The organism is Teichococcus oryzae (assembly GCF_008386565.1).
Classification (GTDB): domain Bacteria; phylum Pseudomonadota; class Alphaproteobacteria; order Acetobacterales; family Acetobacteraceae; genus Pseudoroseomonas; species Pseudoroseomonas oryzae.
In genome coordinates this window covers 113,907-134,029 of the sequence record NZ_VUKA01000007.1, presented here as the reverse complement: position 1 = coordinate 134,029, position 20,123 = coordinate 113,907, and the positions used below count along the sequence as shown (strand labels likewise).

General features: G+C 70.6%; 19 protein-coding genes. 5 read left to right on the top strand and 14 right to left on the bottom strand.

Annotated elements, in window-relative coordinates:
* Positions 1-23: 23 nt before the first annotated feature.
* Positions 24-1,064 carry a LacI family DNA-binding transcriptional regulator gene (locus F0Q34_RS14550; protein WP_149812946.1) on the top strand — a complete coding sequence of 347 codons (1,041 nt, stop codon included), beginning with the start codon at positions 24-26 and terminating at the stop codon, positions 1,062-1,064.
* A gap of 20 nt (positions 1,065-1,084) precedes the next feature.
* Here the strand turns inward: F0Q34_RS14550 and F0Q34_RS14545 are convergent, their stop codons facing one another.
* On the bottom strand, positions 1,085-2,107 hold the full coding sequence (locus tag F0Q34_RS14545) for a ketopantoate reductase family protein (protein WP_149812945.1): 1,023 nt from the start codon (positions 2,105-2,107) through the stop codon (positions 1,085-1,087).
* Between the two features lie 284 nt (positions 2,108-2,391).
* Between F0Q34_RS14545 and F0Q34_RS14540 the strand changes: the two genes are divergently transcribed.
* Complete coding sequence (locus F0Q34_RS14540) at positions 2,392-3,414, top strand: Bug family tripartite tricarboxylate transporter substrate binding protein (protein ID WP_149812944.1); 1,023 nt, start codon at positions 2,392-2,394, stop codon at positions 3,412-3,414.
* Positions 3,415-3,456: 42 nt separating this feature from the next.
* Here the strand turns inward: F0Q34_RS14540 and F0Q34_RS14535 are convergent, their stop codons facing one another.
* The 5 genes from F0Q34_RS14535 to F0Q34_RS14515 form a co-directional block, all read right to left on the bottom strand.
* Positions 3,457-4,617 (bottom strand): isovaleryl-CoA dehydrogenase, encoded by a 1,161-nt coding sequence (locus F0Q34_RS14535; protein ID WP_149812943.1) that lies wholly within the window; start codon positions 4,615-4,617, stop codon positions 3,457-3,459.
* A gap of 170 nt (positions 4,618-4,787) precedes the next feature.
* Positions 4,788-5,675: a glutamine amidotransferase-related protein gene (locus F0Q34_RS14530; RefSeq protein ID WP_149812942.1), complete on the bottom strand. Its 888-nt coding sequence runs from the start codon at positions 5,673-5,675 to the stop codon at positions 4,788-4,790.
* Between the two features lie 84 nt (positions 5,676-5,759).
* Positions 5,760-6,647, bottom strand: coding sequence for an NAD(P)H-hydrate dehydratase (locus F0Q34_RS14525; RefSeq protein WP_206668032.1), 888 nt, complete (start codon positions 6,645-6,647; stop codon positions 5,760-5,762).
* Positions 6,644-7,423, bottom strand: a complete 780-nt coding sequence (locus tag F0Q34_RS14520; RefSeq protein WP_241665494.1) for a histidine phosphatase family protein — start codon at positions 7,421-7,423, stop codon at positions 6,644-6,646. Before F0Q34_RS14520 ends, F0Q34_RS14525 begins: the two co-directional genes overlap by 4 nt.
* A 59-nt stretch (positions 7,424-7,482) precedes the next feature.
* The gene (locus F0Q34_RS14515) at positions 7,483-8,124 is read right to left on the bottom strand and encodes a DapH/DapD/GlmU-related protein (protein WP_149812941.1); all 642 of its coding nucleotides are present in this window, start codon (positions 8,122-8,124) and stop codon (positions 7,483-7,485) included.
* A 136-nt stretch (positions 8,125-8,260) separates the two neighbouring features.
* Between F0Q34_RS14515 and F0Q34_RS14510 the strand changes: the two genes are divergently transcribed.
* Positions 8,261-9,163, top strand: a complete 903-nt coding sequence (locus F0Q34_RS14510) for an MBL fold metallo-hydrolase (RefSeq protein WP_149812940.1) — start codon at positions 8,261-8,263, stop codon at positions 9,161-9,163.
* A 12-nt stretch (positions 9,164-9,175) separates the two neighbouring features.
* On the opposite strand, the gene F0Q34_RS14505 is transcribed toward F0Q34_RS14510, so the two are convergent.
* Together F0Q34_RS14505 and F0Q34_RS14500 are read right to left on the bottom strand one after the other, a co-directional pair.
* Positions 9,176-9,454 carry a hypothetical protein gene (locus F0Q34_RS14505; RefSeq protein WP_149812939.1) on the bottom strand — a complete coding sequence of 93 codons (279 nt, stop codon included), beginning with the start codon at positions 9,452-9,454 and terminating at the stop codon, positions 9,176-9,178.
* Positions 9,455-9,687: 233 nt separating this feature from the next.
* Positions 9,688-10,629 (bottom strand): dihydrodipicolinate synthase family protein, encoded by a 942-nt coding sequence (locus tag F0Q34_RS14500; protein ID WP_149812938.1) that lies wholly within the window; start codon positions 10,627-10,629, stop codon positions 9,688-9,690.
* A 108-nt stretch (positions 10,630-10,737) separates the two neighbouring features.
* Here F0Q34_RS14500 and F0Q34_RS14495 point away from each other — a divergent pair, with 108 nt between their 5' ends.
* Positions 10,738-11,667, top strand: a complete 930-nt coding sequence (locus F0Q34_RS14495; RefSeq protein ID WP_149813021.1) for a LysR substrate-binding domain-containing protein — start codon at positions 10,738-10,740, stop codon at positions 11,665-11,667.
* Here the strand turns inward: F0Q34_RS14495 and F0Q34_RS14490 are convergent.
* From F0Q34_RS14490 to F0Q34_RS14480, 3 genes are read right to left on the bottom strand one after another with little or no spacing between them, the layout of a single operon-like run.
* Positions 11,637-12,356, bottom strand: a complete 720-nt coding sequence (locus F0Q34_RS14490) for an ABC transporter ATP-binding protein (RefSeq protein WP_149812937.1) — start codon at positions 12,354-12,356, stop codon at positions 11,637-11,639. The two genes, F0Q34_RS14495 and F0Q34_RS14490, sit on opposite strands and share 31 nt — an antisense overlap.
* The gene (locus F0Q34_RS14485) at positions 12,356-14,227 is read right to left on the bottom strand and encodes a branched-chain amino acid ABC transporter ATP-binding protein/permease (RefSeq protein WP_149812936.1); all 1,872 of its coding nucleotides are present in this window, start codon (positions 14,225-14,227) and stop codon (positions 12,356-12,358) included. Before F0Q34_RS14485 ends, F0Q34_RS14490 begins: the two co-directional genes overlap by 1 nt.
* Positions 14,224-15,264 (bottom strand): ABC transporter permease subunit, encoded by a 1,041-nt coding sequence (locus F0Q34_RS14480; RefSeq protein WP_149812935.1) that lies wholly within the window; start codon positions 15,262-15,264, stop codon positions 14,224-14,226. Before F0Q34_RS14480 ends, F0Q34_RS14485 begins: the two co-directional genes overlap by 4 nt.
* Positions 15,265-15,794: 530 nt before the next feature.
* On the opposite strand from F0Q34_RS14480, the gene F0Q34_RS14475 reads away from it, so the two are divergent.
* Positions 15,795-17,396, top strand: coding sequence for an ABC transporter substrate-binding protein (locus tag F0Q34_RS14475; protein ID WP_206668031.1), 1,602 nt, complete (start codon positions 15,795-15,797; stop codon positions 17,394-17,396).
* On the opposite strand, the gene F0Q34_RS14470 is transcribed toward F0Q34_RS14475, so the two are convergent.
* The 3 genes from F0Q34_RS14470 to cysT are packed head-to-tail and all read right to left on the bottom strand — an operon-like array spanning position 17,397 to position 20,121.
* Positions 17,397-18,443 (bottom strand): sulfate/molybdate ABC transporter ATP-binding protein, encoded by a 1,047-nt coding sequence (locus F0Q34_RS14470; RefSeq protein ID WP_149812933.1) that lies wholly within the window; start codon positions 18,441-18,443, stop codon positions 17,397-17,399.
* Positions 18,440-19,255 (bottom strand): sulfate ABC transporter permease subunit CysW, encoded by an 816-nt coding sequence (gene cysW / locus F0Q34_RS14465; protein WP_149812932.1) that lies wholly within the window; start codon positions 19,253-19,255, stop codon positions 18,440-18,442. The genes F0Q34_RS14470 and cysW overlap by 4 nt, the downstream gene beginning before the upstream one ends.
* A gap of 5 nt (positions 19,256-19,260) precedes the next feature.
* Positions 19,261-20,121 carry a sulfate ABC transporter permease subunit CysT gene (cysT, locus tag F0Q34_RS14460; protein WP_149812931.1) on the bottom strand — a complete coding sequence of 287 codons (861 nt, stop codon included), beginning with the start codon at positions 20,119-20,121 and terminating at the stop codon, positions 19,261-19,263.
* Positions 20,122-20,123 lie beyond the last annotated feature (2 nt).

Genomic DNA, 20,123 nt, shown 5'->3' with positions numbered 1-20,123 from the left:
CCAAGGACTGGTAACCATTCCCCATGGATGATGCCCCGCTTCCCCCCGGCCAGGGTGGGCCGGCCCGCCGCCCCACGGTGGGCAGTCTCGCCCGCCGGGCAGGCGTGGCTGCTTCCACCGTGTCGCGGGCCTTGCGGGGGGATCCCCGCATCTCCGCCGAGGTCCGCGCCCGCATCGCGGCCCTGGCCGCCGAAACCGGCTACACCCCCAATGCCCTGGCCCGCACCCTGGTGAGCGGCCGCAGCGGCCTGATCGGCCTGGTCCTGGGGCCGATGGAGAACCCGGTTTACGCCGAGATGATGCAGGAGGCGGTGACCCAGGCGGCAGCCAGGGGCTCCCGCCTGCTGCTGCTGCATGCCGGTCATGGCCCGATCGAGGACGCGACGGCCGAGGCGCTGACGCAATACCGCGTGGATGGCTGTCTCATCACCTCGGCCGAGCTGTCATCGCGCGCCGCCGCCATCTGCGCCGCCAATGGCGTTCCCGTGGTGATGGTGAACCGCGTCCCGCGCCAGTTCGAAAGCGCGGTGGCCTGCGACAACCATGCCGCCGGCGAGGCCCTCGCCGGATTGCTGGCGGCGGCGGGGCACCGGCGGCTGGCGGTGGTCACGGGCAATGCCGACACCTCCACCAGCACCCGGCGGGCTGAAGGCTTCGCCCGCGGCATCGCCGCCGCGGGGCTCGCGGCGCCGGCCTGCTTCAACGGCGGCGCCAGCCACGCGGCAGGCTATGCCGCCGGGCAGGCCATCGCCGCGCTACCTGCGCCGCAACGGCCGGATGCCGTGTTCGGTGTCAGCGATGTGCTGGCCATGGGCGTCATGGATGCGCTGCGGGAAGCGGGGCTGTCCGTGCCGGGCGATATTTCCGTGGTGGGCGCCGATGGCATCGCCCTCGCCGCCGGCCCGCCCTACCGCCTCACCACCGTGGCCCAGCCATTGCAGGCGATGATCGGGCGTGGGCTCGACCTGCTGATGGCGCGGATCGGCGGTGCCGCACTTCCGCAGGAGGTCGTGCTGCTGCGGGGCACGCTGATCCGCCGCCACTCGGCACGCCTGCCCGCCTGACGGGGGGCGGGCGGCCCGGTTCATCCCCTCGCCGCCACGGCGCAGAGCGCGTCGGCGGCTTCGTCGCCAATGACGCGCGTGCCGCGCTCGATCTCCCCGACCAGCGCCACCAGCTCATCCGCCAGCGGCATGCGCAATCCGTGCCGGCGCGCCGCCGCCCGGACGGGAGCAAGCTGCGCCGCGACATCCGTTGGGCGCTTCCGCACCGCGAGATCGCGCCAGATGCCGCTGCGCGGCTTGGCGGAGCCGCGGTTGAAGCTTTCCATCCTTCCCATGGACAGCTCGATCGCGGCGGCGTCACCCTTGAGGAAGGCCTGGGGGTCGAAGCCATCGAAGCCCAGCGGCGTCACACCCTCGGCCGCGGCGACGGCGAGGATCTCCCGCACCAGAGCCACGATCATCGGCCGCCGGGCGGGGGAAGCGATGAAATCCGCGATGGTGTCATCGGTCAGCGCCGAAGCCTTCAGGATCGCGCCATAGCCGGCCTTGCCCCATAGATAGCCGAAAACATTGCCGCTCAGGATGGCATCGGGTTCGAAATCCCTTAGCAGGCCGTGCAGCGCCGCCAGGCGCGGCGTCCGCGCGCCGTCCAGCTCGCCCACCACCACGGCGCCGCGCTTGGCGTAGCTGATCCGCCCCGGCTCCAGGTAATCGGCATAAAAGTTCACGAAGGCGCCGATGGTGCGGGAACGGCCGACAATGTCGGCGATGGTGAGCTCGTTCAAACCGTTCTGGCAGGAAACCACGGCGCCATCCTCGGCCAGATGCGGCAAAAGGGCGCGGGTCGCCGCCGTGGTGTGATGCGCCTTCACGGCCAGGATGATCAGCCGGTACCGGCCCTGCACCTTCCCTGGCAGGAAGGCCGGGCCGCCGGTCGTGAAACTGGCCGCCGGCCCTTCGATCCGCAGGCGGCCCGCGGCAATGGCGGCCACATGCTCCGGCACCACATCGACAAACATCACCTCATGCCCGGCCCGCCGCAGAAAGGCGCCGATCGTGCCGCCGATCGCGCCCGCGCCCCAGATCACCACCGGTTCGGCCATTCGGCTTCCTCCCTCGTTTCACCCAGCACAACGCAGCAGGCCCGCAAACGGATCATTCCTCGGGCGGCATCCTCACGGCGCCTGGCGGCGATCTGGTGGGTCAGGCCGGGCGGATGTGGCGCAGGCGGACGGGAAAGGCGCATCCTTCATGGCAGCCGGCCTTGTCATATCCGCCGGCGTGCCGATCCTGCTGAACAAGCGCGGGCCATCCCGATGCAGGGCTGCCATCGTGAAAGCGGGGCCACAGCGGGAACACCGCCACCAGCCACAGGAGTGATCCGACCATGACGGACAGGAATCATCATCCCTCCCGCGTCATTGCCACGCGCCGTGGAATGCTGGGCCTCGGCCTCGCGGGGGCGGCCTTGGTGCGGCCCGCGCTGCTGCGCGCCCAGGATCGCTCCTGGCCGAGCCACCCCATCCGCCTGGTGGTTCCCTTTGGCCCGGGCGGCGGCACCGACATCACCGTGCGGCTGCTGGCGCCGAAGCTGTCGGAACTGCTCGGGCAAAGCATCGTGGTGGAGAACCGCCCCGGCGCCGGCAGCACGCTGGGGGTAGATTTCGTCGCGAAATCCCCGCCCGATGGCTACACGCTGGTGCTCGCGACCTTGTCCTCGACGGGTGTCGCGGCCGGCCTGTACAGCAAGCTGCCCTATGATCCGGTCAGGGACCTGACCGCCATCGCGCCCACCAACTTCATTCCCATCTGCCACAGCGTGATCACCAAGGGCGTGGCGGTTCGCGACACCGCGGAATGGGTGGCCCGGCTGCGGGCCAATCCCGGCAGGTATTCCTATGGCAGCAGCGGCATCGGCTCGACGGGCCATCTTGCCTCGGCCAGCTTCCTGCAGCGCATCGGGGCGTCGGCGGTGCATGTTCCCTATCGCGGCGCCGGCCAGGTCTTCACCGCCATGCTGGCCGGCGAGGTGCATTTCAACAGCGACATCCCCAGCCTGATGCTGCCCTACAACCGGGCTGGCCAGGTGAGGACGCTGTTCGTGGCGACCGAGGAGCGCTCCAGCCTGATGCCGGACGTGCCCACGGCGGCGGAAGCCGGCCTGGGGGATTACAAAGCCTATTCCTGGTACGGAATCTTCGGCCCGGCGGGCCTGCCGGCGGACAGCGTCACGCGGATGAACGCAGCGATCAACGAAGCCCTGGAAGACCCGGCGATCCGCCAGCGCCTGGATGAGATGGGCACGCCTGCCATGCGCGGCTACACGCCGGAGCGTTTTGCCCGGTATGTGAAGGAGGAGGTCGATCTGTGGGTGCCGATCGTCCGCGCATCCGGCGCCACGGTGGATTGACGGGCGGCGGCACGGCGCGGGCCGTTGCCGCCGTCAGGGTTTTCACGCGGTCTCGTTGAACAGTTCCCGGCCGATCAGCATCCGCCGGATCTCGGAGGTGCCCGCGCCGATCTCGTACAGCTTGGCGTCGCGCAACAGCCGGCCTGTCGGATAATCGTTGATGTAGCCATTGCCGCCCAGCGCCTGGATCGCTTCCAGCGCCATCCAGGTGGCCTTTTCCGCGGCGTAGAGAATGGCTCCCGCCGCGTCCTTGCGCGTGACCCGGCCCTGGTCGCAGGCGCGGGCCACGGCATAGACATAGGATCTGGCGGCGCTCGTCACCGTGTACATGTCGGCGATCTTGCCCTGCATCAGCTGGAACTCGCCGATCGCCCGGCCGAACTGGCGGCGCTCATGCACATAGGGCAGCACCACGTCGAGGCAGGCCTGCATGATGCCGAGAGGCCCCGCCGCCAGCACCGCCCGCTCGTAGTCGAGGCCGCTCATCAGCACCCTGACCCCCTGGCCGACACCGCCCATGACGTTGTCGGCCGGCACTTCGCAATCCTCGAAAACCAGCTCGCAGGTGTTGGAGCCCCGCATGCCGAGCTTGTCGAGCTTCTGCGCCGTGCGGAAGCCGGGAAAGCTCTTCTCGATCAGGAAGGCGGTGATGCCGCGCGGCCCGGCCTCCGGATCGGTCTTGGCGTAGACCACCAGCACATCGGCGTCCGGCCCGTTGGTGATCCACATCTTGGTGCCGTTCAGCACGAAGCGGTCGCCGCGCCGGTCGGCACGCAGCCGCATGCTGACCACGTCCGAGCCCGCGCCGGGCTCGCTCATCGCCAGCGCGCCGACATGCTCCCCCGAGATCAGGCGCGGCAGGTAGCGGCGCTTCTGCTCCTCGCTGCCATTGCGACGGATCTGGTTGACGCACAGATTGGAATGCGCGCCATAGGACAGGCCGACGGAGGCGGAAGCGCGGCTGATCTCCTCCATCGCCACCACATGCTCCAGATAGCCCATGCCGGCGCCGCCATATTCCTCCTCGACGGTGACGCCGAGCAGGCCCATGGCGCCGAACCGGCTCCACAGCTCCATCGGAAAGCTGTTGCTCGCGTCGATCCCGGCGGCACGCGGCGCGATCTCGTCGGCGGCAAAGGCCGAAACCTGCTCCCGCAGCGCGTCGGCCATTTCACCAAGGTCGAAATGCAGGCCCGTGATCATGCGCGCTCCTCCCCCCTGTTGCTGGCGCGGCCGGTTCCGTGCCGGCGCGTCATGGCCTTCGCCGGACGGGGCGAGGCAGCCCATCCTGGCACGCGGCATGGCCGCCGCGACACCCTTCTCATGGAACGCCCCTGATCCAGGCAGCGGAGCGGGCGGAACGCCTCGCCGGCCTAGGGGAAGCCGCCCGGCCTGGCCGCGCAGCGGCGCGCGCGCCGGGGCTCGGCCAGATGCCGGATGAAGTTGCGCAGCTCCGTCCGGCGCAAGGCGGCCTCCGTCACCTGCCGGTCCAGACCAAGCTGCCAGGCAAGGTCGCGGCGGCCCGGATCGGCGGCCAGGGCCTCGATCTTCGCGGCATGGCGTTCCACCGCGTCCCCATCCCGCGCCAGCCCGCCCCGGACCAGCCCTTCCGATTGCCGTCGCAAGGCTTCGGCCACTTCCCGCAGCGACAATTCCGGATGGTACTGGACGCCCCAGAACACGCCGGCGCCGTGCCGGATCTCCGCGGCCTGGATCGGCGTGCCGTCGCTGGTGGCGAGCAGCGTGGCGCCCGGCGGCAGCCGCGTCACCTCGTCGGAATGGATGGCGGGCGCGTCGAAGGCGGCGGGGCGGCCCGCCAGCAGGGGGTGCGCGCGGCCTTCCGCCGTGGCGGTGATGCGCCGGGCGAAGCCTGCCTCCTGGCCCTGCTTCCGTGCGCCGACCTGGCCTCCGGCCGCTGCCGCCGCCACCTGCAGGCCGGCGCAGGAACCGAAGGCCGGCGCGCCGGCGGCGAAGACGGCGCGCATGAAGCCCAGGAGGCGGCGCGTTTCCGGCGTGTCGCTGTAGACATGCAGGGGCGAGCCGCACAGGAACACCGCGTCGTAGCGCGCGATCATGGCCGCGTCCGGCGCAGGGGCGCTTTCCTCCGCCGGCTTCACCTGGTCACAGATCGCGCCGGGCGCCAGCGCCCGCAGCGTGTCCGCATAGGTTTCGCCGGAACTGCGGCCGGCGCTGGCGCGCCGTGCTTCACGATCCTCGGGGCTCTCGCTTTCGGCGACCAGGAAGCGAAACGGTTCCGGCATCAACATTTCCCACGCTTCTGGATGCGGCAAGGGCGCCGCCCGCGGAACATGGGGGCAGGCCAGGGTTCCGCCATGGGGGCGGCATCACCCGGCCATCTCCGCCAGGATGCGCGGCAGCCCGGCCGGCAGCTCACGCGCCAGAAAGCCGACCGGCCCCTGGTCGCGCGCCAGCCGGCGCCCGGCCTCCCCATGCAGGAAAACGCCCCAAAGGGCCGCCTTCAGCGGCGCCGCGCCGCGCGCCAGGAGCCCCGCGATCACGCCCGCCAGCACGTCGCCGGAGCCGGATGTGGCGAGCCCGGCATTGCCGGCATCATGGCGCCAGGACCGGCCTTCCGGCGTCACCACATGGGTGCAGCCGCCCTTCATCACCGTCACCACCTGGAGCCGCGCCGCGGCCTCGCGGGCGGCGGAAAGCGGATCGGCCAGCACCGCTTGGCGGGAGGTGCCCAGCAGCCGCGCCATTTCCCCGTCATGCGGCGTGATCACGGCGCGGCCCGCATGACGCCGCAGCACCTCCCGCTGGTCCGGCAAGGCTTCCAGCACGGCGCCGTCCAGCACCAGCGCCGGCCCTTCCAGCTTCGGCAGCAGGCCGGCCACAAGGTCGGCGCTGTGCCCGCCGCCCATCATCCCCGGCCCCAGAACCAGCGCGCCGGCACGCGCCGCGCGCTCCGCCAGCAGATCCGCCGCCGATCCGTCGATGGCGCCGTCCGGCGTTTCCGGCAGGGCGATCACCCGCGCCTCCGGCATGGCCAGAGCCATTGGCACGGCGACGGAGGCGGCGCTGGCCAGTTGCAGCCGCCCGGCACCCGCCCGCAGCGCCGCGGTCCCGGCCAGCAGGACGGCCCCCGGCACCTCGCGGCAGCCACCGGCCACGAGCACCGCCCCACGGGCGTTCTTGTCGTCGCCCTCCCCATGCCGGGGCAGCGGGAGGCCGCGCAGCAAGGCGGCATCGAGCATCGCGCCGCTGCTCATCGCGGCGCTCCACCAGGCGGCTCACGGGTCGTGGGCGTGCCTTCCCGTTCCAGCGGCACGGTGAAGTTGTAGCGGCGCAGAACAAGCCCGCCATCCTCCTCCAGGCCCGGATCGAAGGCGTATTCGGTCAGTCCGCAATTCGCCACGTCGGCCTCGCGGTCGATGGCCAGGATCTCTTCCTCCGTCAGCCCTTCCAGCAGGTATCGCAGGCAAAGCACCACCACCTGATGGCCGACGATCATCACCCGCCGTCCGCCATGATGCAGGCTGATGGTGTTGAGGGCGCTGCGCAGCCGCAGGATCACGTCGCACCAGCTCTCGCCGCCGGGTGGGCGGTGGTAGAACTTGCCGAGGAAGCGGCGGAACTCCAGCTGGTCCGGGTAATGCTCGGCAATGCCATGATGGGTCAGGCGGTCGAGCACGCCGAATTCCTTTTCGCGCAGCCGCTCATCCACCACGAGCCGCCCGGCGCTAGGCGCCAGTGCGCCCGCGGCACGGATCCGCTCAGCGGTCTGCCGCGCCCGCCGATAGGGCGAGGTGATCAGCACCTCCGGCCGCTCCTCCGCCGGCAATCCGGCGAACCAGCGGCCGAGGCTGCTCGATTGCGCCTCGCCCAGCGGGCTCAATGGCACATCGACATCCCGCTCGGCGATGTCGATCCGCGCCTGCCGCGCGGCCTGCGCCGCGGCGCGCGCCACATTGCCGGCGCTTTCCCCATGCCGGACGATCCAGAGACGGTCGGGCCAGTGCTGCGCCATGCTCATCCCCACGCTCATCCCTCTGCCATTGCTGGCAGACAAACGCCGGGCCCGCGCCGTCGTTACCGGGGCAATCGTCAGCCCGGTGCGGCGGGCTGCGGGTCCCAAAGGTCGCAGAATCCCGCAACATCCCCGGATTGGAAGGATGGCAGGCGCCGCATGATGATCTCGAGCGGCCAGTCCCACCAGGCGAGGCGCTCCAGGCGCTCGGCCAAAGGCGGCGCGAAGCGTTCCCGCAGCAGCCGCGCCGGCACGCCGCCGACAATGGTGTAGGGCGCCACGTCACGGGTGACCACCGCCCCCGCCGCCAGCACCGCGCCATTGCCCACCTTGACGCCCGGCAGCACGGTGACGCCATGGCCGATCCAGACGTCATGGCCGATGGTCACCCGGGCGGCGCGGCGCGCGGCGAAGAAGGCTTCGTCCCGCTCCGCTTCCGCGTCGTAGTATTCGGGGCAATAGGTGAAGCGGTGCAGGGAAGGCCGGTCCATGGGATGGTTCGGCGCGCCGATCCGCACCATTGCCGCGATGGCGCAGAAGCGGCCGATGCTGGCATCCGCCACCATGCTGCCGGGACCGAGATAGCTGTAATCCCCGAGTTCGGCGTATTCGATCATGACGCCTTCCGGCACCTCGCAGCAGCGGCCGATCGCCGCTTCGCGCAGTTTGGCGGAAGGATGAATGCGGGTTTCGGCGATTTTCGGCGCATTGGCGGGCATGGCGGATCTCCGGGAGCCGGCAGGGCTTATCAGAGGCGCAGGGCTCCGTTCATGACCGTTTCATGGCTCCGGCATGACGCCGGGTTGACCCGGCCATGTTCAAGCTTTTCACTGCGCCCGCGTCGAGTGGAGCGTCATGAGCAGCCATCCCCCACATCCCGCCTCGCCCGAGGTCGCCGCCTTCCATGACCCGCGCACCGGCAGCGTCCAGTATGTGGTCAGCGATCCCGCCACCCACCGCTGCGCCATCATCGATCCGGTGCTGGATTTCGATCCGGCCTCGGGCAGCATCGGGACGGATTCGGCCGATGCGCTGCTGCGGCACATCGAGATGGCCGGCCTCAGCCTGCAATGGATCCTCGACACCCATCCGCATGCCGATCACTTCTCGGCCGCGGACTACCTGCGGCGGCGCAGCGGAGCCGCCACGGCGACCGGCGCCCGGACCACCGAGGTCCGGTCCTTGTGGCGCGACCTCTACAACCTGCCGGCGCTGGGCGAGGAAGCGCCGTGGTCCCGCCTGTTCGAGGATGGCGACTGCTTCCAGATCGGCGAGATGCCCGTCCGGGTGATGCTGACGCCAGGCCACACCCTGGCCTCCGTCACCTTCGTCGCCGGGGATGCCGCCTTTGTCCATGATACGCTGTTCATGCCGGATTCCGGCACGGCGCGGGCCGATTTCCCGGGTGGGGACGCGGCGGCGCTGTGGCACTCGATCGGGCGCATCCTGGCCCTGCCGGACTCGACCCGGTTGTTCACCGGCCATGATTATTGCCCGAATGGCCGCCCGCCCGCCTGGGAAAGCCGCGTGGCGCAGCAGCGCGCCGAAAACATCCATCTGCAGGCGGCGCGGGACGAAGCCGCCTTTGTCCGGCTGCGGCAGGAACGGGACCGCAGCCTGCCCATTCCACGCCTCATGCTCGCGGCCTTGCAAGTCAATCTGTGTGGTGGCCGCCTGCCACCGCCCGAAGCGAATGGCCGCCGTTACCTGAAGCTGCCGTTGGAGGCGTTTCCGGAAGCCCCCTGGGAAGCAGCCTGACGGCGGCCTCGCTCAGCTGATCCCCGTCATCGTGTCGGCCCGGCCTTGCAGCGCCCTCGCCGCGTCGCCAGCCGCCGCCACCTTGCCGGCGGTTTCCCCCAGCACCGCGTTGTAATGCTGCATCCCCCCGGACAGGCTGGCCGTGGCCTCGCGCATCTCCGAAAGGCTGTTGCGGAAGGCGGCGACCGCCTGCTTCTGCTCCTGCAAGGCAGCTTCCAGCCGCCGAAGGGCGAGGCGCAGGCGATCCCCTTCGGATTGGGGGAACTCCACGAGGTTGGCTGGCAGCGTCATGGCGGGTTCCTCTCTCATCTCGGGCAAAACCTACCCGGGGGTTAATTGGTCTCGCAAGGCGAGACAAAGTAACTCCTGAGAGACAATCGCTAACGTCGGCGGCAACGGCTATCCCGCACCGCCGCCACGCCATCCGCGCCAGCGGTGATCCAAGAGGGTTGTGGAGCCGGTACCGTCCGCCTCCACACCCTCCAGGCGCTTCCGCCCCGATCGAGGGAGCGGAAGCACTTGTCTCAGCGCGCCGTGCGGCCGGCGCGCGGATCGTGCTTGGCCAGGCGGGCCAGCAGATACTCGACCTCTGCCTTCGCCTTGGCGGTCAGGCTCGCCCCGGGCTTGCGCTGCGCGTCGGAGGCGATGATGCCGCGCTTGGCCATGACGTATTTGCGCACCGCGAGGCCCAGCGCGCCCTGTTGCTGCTCGTAGCGGAGCAGCGGCAGATGGGCGTCGAACAGGTCATGCGCGGCGTCCCGCTGGCCCTCCGCCTGCAGCCGCACCACGTCGCACAGCATGTCGGGGAAGGCATAGCCGGTCATCGCGCCATCGGCGCCGCGCTCCACCTCGAAATCGAGGAACAGCCCGCCATTGCCGCACAGGATGGAGATCGGCCGCATGGAGCCATCGGCCTGGAAGCCGCGCAGGGTGGAGATCTTCTCCAGGCCCGGCCAGTCCTCATGCTTCAGCATCACGCAGGACGGGTTTTCCTGCACGATCTTGCGGATCACCACCGGCGTCATCATCACGCTGAAGGTTTGCGGGAAATCCTGGATGACGAAGGGCACGTCGGTGCCGATCGCCTCCGAGGCCTGGCGGTAATAGATGGTGATCTGGTCGTCGGTGCGGAGCGTGTTGGGCGGCGCGATCATCACGCCGGCCGCGCCCTTGTCCATCACCGCACGCGTCAGGCTGGCCATGGCGGCGAAGCCCGGTGCGGACACGCCGATGATCACCGGCAGGCCCTCGGCGCGGTTGATGAAGCGGGTGGCGATTTCCAGCGCCTCGGCCCCGTCGAGCTTGGGCGCCTCGCCCATCACGCCCAGGACCGTCATGCCGGTGCTGCCGACAGAACGGTAGAAATCGATCATGCTGTCGATCGAGGCGTAGTCGATGCGGCCATCGGCATGGAAGGGCGTGGGCGCGATCGGGTAGACGCCCTTGGCGTCCGGCGTAAGGGGCATGGTTCTCTCCGGCATGGAATGCGCCGGGCATTCTAGCGGCTGCAATTACACCGGAAAACCCAGGCTTTCCGAATTCAGCCAGCGGAATTTCCGGTGTATCCGGTGACCATGAACACCCGCTTCCTGGCCACCTTCTGCGCCGTCGCCGAGCAGGGATCCCTGGTGGGCGCGGCGCGGCAGCTCAATCTCGCCAGCGCCTCGGTGGGCGAGCAGATCCGCGCCCTGGAAGCCGAGTTGCAGACCAGGCTGCTGGCCCGCCATGGCCGCGGCGTGGTGCTGACCGAAGCCGGCCATGCGGTCTTCGCCGCCGCCCGCGACCTGCTCGGCCGGGTCGAGGCGCTGCACCTTCTCGCCCGGCCGGGGAAGTTGAGCGGCCCGTTGCGGGTCGGCGCCATCTCCACGGCGCTGATCAGCGTGGTGCCGCCGGCGCTGCGCCACATGGCGGAGCGGCATCCCGGCATCGAGCTGAGGGTGGTGCCCGGCACCTCGGCGCAGTTGCTCCGCATGCTGGAACGGGGCGAGATCGACTGTGCCCTGGCGCCGCGGCCGCATTTCGCCCTGCCCAAGCGCTTCCGCTGGAGCGGGCTGCGCGACGAGCCGCTGGTGCTGGTGGCGCCCGCCGCGCTGGCGGGCGAAACGGTGGCCGGATTGCTGGAAGCGGCGCCCTTCATCCGGATGGACCGCGCATCCTGGACCGGCCGCATCGTCGATGGCTTCCTGCGGGACCACCGGCTGGCGCCGCGCGAATTGTTCGAGCTGGACGCGCAGGAAGCGATCGTCATCCTGGTGGCGCAGGGGCTGGGCGTCGCGCTGCTGCCGGATTGGGGCATCGCGGCGCCGGCACAGGGGGCGATCCGCAAATTGCCGGCTGGCGGGCCCCGCTATGCGCGGTCGCTGGGGATGATCTCGGCGGGCGGGGTGCGGGAAGGGCTGGTGCAGGCCTTCGCCACGGCGCTGCGCGACGGGCTCGCGGAGCCACGGGCGAAGGTGGCCCTGGGCGCCGATGATCAGGCCGTGGCGCCGCGCAGTCCGAGATAGGCGTCCACGATCCGCCCATCGGCGGCGATGTCCCCGGATGGCCCTTCCAGCGCGACCCTTCCATGCTCCAGCACATAGCCATGATCCGCGATGCGCAGGGCGGCGCGGGCATTCTGCTCCACCAGCAGCACGGACAATCCGTTGTCGCGCAGTGCCACCACCGCGCGGAGGATCTGGCCGACGGCCTGCGGGGCCAGGCCGAGGCTCGGCTCGTCCAGCATCAGCAGGCGCGGCTCGCCCATCAGGGCGCGGCCGATCGCCAGCATCTGCTGCTCACCGCCCGAAAGCGCGCCGGCCGGGTCGCGCCGCCTTTCCTGCAAGGCCGGGAACAGGGCGAAGACCTCCCGCAGCATGGCCTGCCCGCCGCCGCGCAGCCGGAACCGGCCAAGGCGGAGATTGTCCTCCACGCTCATGCTGCCGAACAGCTCCCGCCTCTCCGGCACCAGGGAAAGCCCCAGCCGCACTCGGCTTTCCAGATCCAGCGCCTCGACCGGACGGCCATCGAAGGCGATGCCGCCGCGGGAGGGCAGGGCGCCGATCGCCGCGTTCAGCAATGTGCTCTTGCCCGCTCCGTTCTGGCCGAGGATGGCCACGATCCGCCGCTGCGGCACGCTCAGGCTGACGCCATGGAGGATCCGAAGGCCGCCCCGCGCCACCTCCAGATGGTCCAGAACCAGCAGAGCCGGCATCAGGCGACCCCTCCCAGATAGGCCTCGATCACCGCCGGATTGCGGCGGATCTCGCGTGGCGTGCCCTGCGCCAGCTCGGTGCCGAAATTCATCACAACCAGATGGTCGGTGAGGCGCATGACGAAATCCATGTCGTGCTCCACCAGCGCCAGGCCCAGCCCGTCGCGGCGCAGATCGTCGAGCAGGTCCAGCAGTTCCGCCTTGTCGCGCGGCCGCAGCCCCGCCGCCGGCTCGTCCAGCAGCAGCACCAGGGGGTCGAGGCACAGGGCGCGGGCGATCTCCACCAGACGCTGCCGGCCCAGCGGCAAGTCGCAGGCGATACGGTGCGCATAGGGCGTCAGGCCGACGCGCTCGATCTGCCGCCAGGCCTCGGCCCGCAGCGCCTCCTCCTCCGCCCCGTCCAGCCCGAGCATGGCCCGCAGCACGCCGGCACGGCCACGGGCATGGGTGCCGAGCAGCACGGTCTCGAACACCGTCATGCCCGGAACCAGATGCACCTTCTGGAAGGAGCGCGCGAGGCCCAGCGCCGCCAGATCGTGCGGCGCCCTGCCGCGCACGGGGCGCCCGAGGAAGCTGGCTTCCCCGCTTCCGGGCCGCAGCACGCCGCTGAGCAGGTGGAAGGTGGTGGTCTTGCCGGCGCCGTTGGGCCCGATCAGCCCGACGATCTCGCCGGATTTGAGGGTGAGGCTCACCCCGTCCACGGCGGCAACGCCGCCAAAGCTCTTGCGCAGGGCGACGGCGCGCAGCAGCTCGGCCCCGGCTCCGGGCCGGGCGCGCGCCGGCAGGGCAGGAGCTTCCCGAGCCGGCTGCGGGGCTGGCACCGGCGGCAGCCACCGGCGGAACGGGCGCAGCAGCAACGGCCACAGCCCGCCAGGCGCGCATTGCAGCAACAACAGCAAAAGCCCGCCCGACACCACGAGGTGCAGATGGCTCTGCAGCCCCAGCAGGGGCGGCAGGGCTGCCAGAAGCGGCTCGCGCAGCGCCGTCCACAGCGTGGCACCCAGCAATGCCCCCCCGATATGGGAGGAACCACCCAGCACCGTTATCAGGAGGTAGTCGATGCTGGCATTCACGCCAAAGCCCGCCGGGGTGACCAGCCGGTCCAGATGCGCCTGCAACCAGCCGGCCAGCCCCGCCAGCATGGCCGCGTACACAAGGGCGAGCATGCGCGCGTGGAAGCTGTTGATGCCCAGCGCCCCGGCCGCGAGGGTGCCGCCGCGCAGGGCGTGCAGGGCGCGCCCCATGCGCCCGCGCAGCAGGCCGGATGTCATCGCCACGGCGGCCGTCAGCACCGCCAGCACCAGGATGTAGAAGCGCCAGGGATTGGCGAAATCGAGGGTCAGCAGCACCACGGGAGGCAGGGCCCCGGCCGCTTCCAGCCCGTCCTGCCGCTCCAGCAGCGTCATGAAGGCCAGGTTGGCTGCCAGGGTGACAAGGGCGAGGTGATGCCGCCCGAGCCGCAGCGTCGCCATGCCGAGCAGCGCCGCCGCCGTGCCCGAGCCCAGCAGCGCCACGCCGAGCCCGAGCCATGGCGACAATCCCCAGCGCGTCGTCGCCAGGGCCGTGCCACAGGCGCCAATGCCGACAAACATGGCCTGTCCGAACGAAGCCAGTCCCGCGACACCGGTCAGCACCACCAGCCCGAGCGCCACCAGCGCCGCGATGCCGGCCTGGCACAGCAGCACCATCCAGGCGGCCGGCAATCCGGGCAGCATCGGCACCAGGATGGCCAGGGGCAGCAGCGACCAGGGCAGGAGCCAGCGAAGGGAAGTCGGAACCGGCTCGGCCGGCGATGGCTGGCGCGGCGGCGGCGGATCGTCGCGCGGAAGCTCCCGCGGCAGGGCACCGCCGCGGGAAAGGGCGATGCTCATTCCTCACTCTCCCCGGCCACCCGGCTGTTCTGCCAGGAGCGGCACAGCAGCACCGGCAGCAGCAGGGCAAGAACCAGCACCTCGCCCATTCCGCCCGCCAGCGCGGCATAGCCTTCCGCCAGGCCGATGCAGAGGGCGCCGAGGATCGCCAGCGGATAGGAGGTGAGGCCGCCGACGAGGCCGGCGAGGAAGCCCTTCAGCGCGATGCCGAAGCCCGTGTCATGGGCGAGCGGCGTGTCCGCCGAGGCCAGAATGCCCGCAAGGGCGCCGATCGCCGCCGCCATGGCGAAGGCCACATGCGCGCATTGCACGGGGGAGATCGCCACCAGCCGCGCGCCCAACCGGCTCACCGCCGAGGCCCGCAAGGCCTTGCCGGCCAGGCTGCGCTGGAAGAACAGGAACAGGGCGAGGCCCAGCATCAGCGTCGTCGCCAGCACCACCAGCGCCTGGCCGCCCAGCGAAACCGGGCCGAGCGACAATCCGCTTTCAGCCAGGCTGGTGGTGCGATGCGACCCCGCGCCGAACATCACGAGGCCCGCCCCTGTCAGCAGGGCATGCAGCGCGACCGAGGCCAGCAGCAGCGCCAGCGGTCCCGCCTGCGCCAGGGGACGGTAGGCAAGGTCGTACAGATGCGGCCCCATGGGCAGCACAATCAGCAGGGCGAGCAGGGCGCGCAGGATCTGCGGCCCACCAAAGGCATGAACCAGCTCGGTGAGGGCCACCGCCAGCAGGACCGGCAACAGCATGACGAGCAGGTCCTGCCGCAGGCCGCACCGCTCCGCCGGGCGCCGGGCACGCCAAAGCCGCGCCACCGCGGCACCCACCGCCAGCGCCGCCAGGAGCCACAGCGTGGCGGGCCGTTCGCCCGTTTCCAGGACCGCCAGGGTCAGCGCACCGAAGGAAACGAACGCTCCAAGGGGCACAAGAACAATCCGGGTCACGGTGAAAACAATCACCAGGGCCAATGCCAGCAACCCGTAGATGGCGCCGTTGATGATGCCGTCCTGCGTCAACATCAAGGCGTTGGGAACATCCACCCGGCTTCTCCCTGCCCTGCCATTCCCTGCCCCGCCACTCAGGGGCCGGCCCGTGGCCCATCCCTGTTGGCCGATGATGCCGGATGCCGTTGAGGCCCTCTTTTCCCCGGAAGGCCGGCGGCCTGTTCCGGCCGCAGGTCGTTCGCGGCGAAGCAGCGGGGCCGGAACGCCATCCGGCACCGGTGCATCATGGCCACGCCGTGGGTGGCATGACCGTCAGGCTCCGCCAAGCGGGCGGCGGGGCGGAGCCCGTGCGCCAGCAATAAGCTGGCCGCGGAGATCCACATGAAGCGGGATTCCTCCTGATACGCTTTCCTCACGCGCCGCTTGGGCCTTGAAGCTATGCGGTTTGTTGCGGGCATGATCCGCCAGCGCGATGGGCAAGGCAAGGCTTTCATGGCGGCGGCATGGCTGCCCGGCGCCAGCATTTCGACGGTTCCTGATCGTGCAAATTGGTTTTAACGTTGCGGTCATCATGGCACGCTTCGCGGAAGCGCCGGCGCAGGGGAACAGGCATGAAGGCAGGGCGATTGACGCAGCTGGCATTGGCCACGGCATTGCTGGCCGGGGGCGCGGCGGACGGCCGGGCGCAGACGCTGAGGATCGGGCTCGCGGCCGAAACCACCGCGATGGACCCGTTGAGCAACGAGATCACCTCCAACTACACGGCGACCCGCCACATCTTCGACACGCTGGTGCAGACCGACGCGCAGCAGCGTCCAGGGCCCGGCCTGGCGGTGCGCTGGGGCGCCCGGGGGGAGCGGCAATGGGTGTTCGACCTGCGGCAGGATGTGCGCTTCACCGATGGCTCGCCTTTTACTGGCCGCGACGTGCTGTTCACCTTCTGCCGCATCCTGAACAACCCGACCGCCGCTCCCGGCGCCTTCGCCGAGCCGGTGCGGAACATGGAGAATGTGGAGCTGGAAGGGGAGCACCGCGTGGTGGTGACCACGCGCTCCCCCGATCCGCTGCTTCCGGTGAACCTCGCCAACACCGCCATCCTGTCCGCCCGCGCGGCGGGGGACCGCCCGATGCGCTTCACGCCCGAGGATGGCTGCGGCGTGGCCGGAAGCTTTCCTTCCATCAGCGACTTCAACAGCGGCAAGGCGGTGATCGGCACGGGGCCCTTCGCGCTGAAGGAGTACCTGCCGGGCCAGCGGCTGGTGGTGCAGCGCAATGAAGGTTACTGGGGGCCGAAGCCGCACTGGGCCACGGTGGAGTTGCGGCCGGTCACGGCCGCCGGGCCGCGCGTCGCTGGCCTGCTGGCGGGCGATTTCGACCTGATCGAGAACCCCGCCTCGCGGGACCTGGAACGCATTCGCCGCGATGGCCGCTTTTCCGAGCAGATCACGCCATCGACGCGCATCATGTTTCTGCAGCCCGACACCGGCCGCGCCCGGAGTCCGATGGTCAATGAAGGCGGGCCCAACCCGTTCCGCGACCTTCGGGTGCGGCAGGCGATCTCCGCGGCGATTGACCGCAAGGCCCTTGTTGAGCGGGTGATGGAGGGCGCGGCCACGGTGGCCCATCAGTTCCTGCCGGATGGCATGGGCGGTGCGTTGGACCCGGCGCCTGAATTGCCCTTCGATCCGGCCCTGGCCCGCCGCCTCCTGGCGGAGGCGGGCTATCCCGACGGCTTTTCGCTGGTGCTGCATGCCAGCAACAACCGCTACGTCAACGACGCCAAGATGGCGCAGACCCTGGCCCAGTATCTCAGCCGGATCGGCATCCGCACCACGGTGGAAACCATGCCGGTCTCGGTGTTCTTCACCCGCCGCCGCGAGAACGAGTTCAGCCTGAACCTGAGCGGCTGGGGCTCCTCCACCGGGGAGGCCTCCTCCTTCCTGCGCCACTGGGTGGCGACAGCAAGCCGGGAAGAAGGGCTCGGCACCCGCAACTATGGCGGCTACTCGAACCCGGAGCTGGATGCGGTGCTGAAGGAAGCGCTGCACACCATGGATGACGGGAAGCGGGAAGCCCTGCTGCGGCAGGTGGTTTCCCTGACGGTCCGCGACCTGGCGGCGATCCCGCTTTACTTCGAAAGCTCGACCTGGGCCTTCCGCAAGGAACTCGCCTTTGCCGGGCGGGTGGACCAGATGACCCTGGCCGCGGAGGTGCAGCCGGCGCGCTGATCAGGCGGGAAACAGCCGCGCCGTCAGCGGACGCAGCAGGCAGGGCGAGCCGGCCCGCAACGGGCCGGCCGGCAGCAATGCCTCCACCGTCAGCTCGCCCAGGGCGATATCGGCCTGCAGCATTCCGCCGGAAGGGCGGGCGCTGCGCAGCACGGCATTGGCCTGGCCCGGCGCCGCTGGCTCGGCCCGCCATTCATGGGCGCGGATAAAGGCCTGCACCGGCCCGTCCCGATCGGGCGCCGAAACCAGCGCCTCGCGCGGCAGGGGCGGAAGGGGCAGGGGCGCGAAATCCACCGCGCCGTCGCGCAGCATCGCCGGCAACCGCGCCGCCTGCCCCAGGAAGCCAGCGACAAAGGCATTGGCGGGCCGTTCCAGCACCATCTCGGGCGTGTCGATCTGCGCGATCCGGCCGGCCTGCAGCACGGCGACCCGGTCGGCCAGAGCCATCGCCTCCTCCTGGTCGTGGGTCACGAACAGGCTGGTCAGGCTCATCTCGTTGTGCAGCTCGCGCAGCCAGCGGCGCAGCCCGTGCCGCACCGCCGCGTCCAGCGCGCCGAAGGGCTCATCCAGCAGCAGCAGCGGGGGCTCGATCGCCAGGGCGCGCGCCAGGGCGACGCGCTGGCGCTGGCCGCCGGAAATCTGTTCCGGCAGGCGGCGCTCCAGTTCGGGAATGCCCATCCGCTCCAGCAGACGGCGGACGCGGGCCGCGATCTCCGCCTCCGGCGGGCGGCTGGCGCGCGGCCGCACCCGCAATCCGAAGGCGACGTTCTCGAACACGGTCATGTGCCGGAACAGGGCGTAGTTCTGGAACACGAAGCCGATGCCGCGCCGCCGCGCCGGCACGCCTTCCATGGGCACCCCGCCGATCTGCACGGTGCCGCCATCGGCGAAGTCCAGCCCGGCCAGGATGCGCAGCAGCGTGGTCTTGCCCGAGCCTGAAGGACCGAGCAGCGCGACGAACTCCCCCGCCCGCACCGAAAGCTCGATGTCCTGCAGCGCCTGGGCGCTGCCGAAGCGCCGGGAAAGCCCCCGGATGATGACGCTCATGCGCCCCCGCCGCGGCGTTCCAGAACCATTTTCGCAGCCAATGTCACCAGGGCCAGCAGCGCCAGCAGCGCGGCCACCGCGAACGCCCCGACAAACTGATATTCATTGTACAGGATCTCGATATGCAGCGGCATGGTGTTGGTTTCGCCCCGGATATGACCGGACACCACCGACACAGCCCCAAACTCGCCCATCGCGCGGGCGTTGCACAGCAGCACGCCTGACAGCAGCGCCCAGCGTATCTGGGGCAGGGTGACGCGAAAGAAGCTCTGCCAGCCCGACGCGCCCAGGGTGGCCGCCGCTTCCTCCGCCGTGGCGCCCTGCTCCTGCATCAGCGGGATCAGCGTGCGGGCAACAAAGGGGAAGGTGACGAACAGCGTCGCCAGCACCAGCCCCGGCAAGGCGAAGACGATCTGCAGCCCCCGCTCTTCCAGCCAGGGGCCGAACCAGCCGGCCGAGCCGAACAACAACACCCAGACCAGGCCCGAGATCACCGGCGACACGGAAAAGGGCAGCTCGATCAGCGCCAGCAGCAGCGCCCGGCCGGGAAACCGGAAGCGGGTGATGCACCAGGCGGCGGCCAGGCCGCCCACGGTGTTCACCGGCACGGTGATGGCCGCCACCAGAAGGGTCAGCCGGATCGAGGCCAGCGCGTCCGGGTCGGCCAGCGCCGCCAGCGCCGGACCCGCGCCACGGCGCAACGCCTCGGCCAGGACGGCCAGAAGGGGCAGGCCAAGGAACAGAACCAGCACCAGAACCGCGAGGCCACGCAGCAGCAGGGTTCCGGCGAGGGAGGAGCGGCCCCCGTGCATCGCCGTCACACCGGGCGCCAGAATCGGGTGGCCAGGTTCAGGGCCAGCAGCAACAGGAAGGACAAGGCCAGCATCGCCAGCCCGACAGCGGCGGCGCCGGCGTAGTCGAACTGCTCCAGCCGCGTCACGATCACCAGCGGCGCGATCTCGCTGACCATCGGCATGTTGCCCGCGATGAAGATCACGCTGCCATATTCGCCGATGGCCCGCGCCGATGCCATGGCGAAACCCGCCAGAAGGGCCGGCGCCAGGGCTGGAAGCACCACCCGCCACAGGATCTGCGGCCGGCTGGCACCCAGGGTCGCGGCGGCTTCCTCGGCCTCGCGCGGCAGATCGCGCAGCACAGGCTCCACCGTCCGCACGATGAAGGGCAGCCCAACAAAGGCCATGGCGAGAATGACGCCCAGCGGCGTGTAGGCCACCTTCACCCCCAACGCCGCGAGCGGCGCGCCGAGCCAGCCATTCGGCGCGTAAAGCGCAGTCAGCGCCAGCCCCGCCACGGCGGTGGGCAGGGCGAAGGGCAGATCCACCATGGCATCGAGCAACCGGCGGCCCGGAAAGCGGTCCCGCACCAGCACCCAGGCCAGCAGCAGCCCAAAGGGCAATGTCACCGCCGAGGCGGTGAGCGCGCCGAGAAAGGACAGGCGCAGCGCCGCCAGGACGCGCGGCTCCGAAAGCGACCGCCACAGGCCCGACACTCCCAGTTCCCAAGGACGCAGCAGCAGCGCCCCGAGCGGGATCAGCACCAGGGCCGACAGCCAGAACAGCGCCACGCCGAGGCTCAGCCCGAAGCCCGGCAAGGGGCCCCGGCGGGAGGCCAGGCTCCCCGGGCGGGTGCGCAATGCGGCAGAGGGCGGTGCCGCCATGG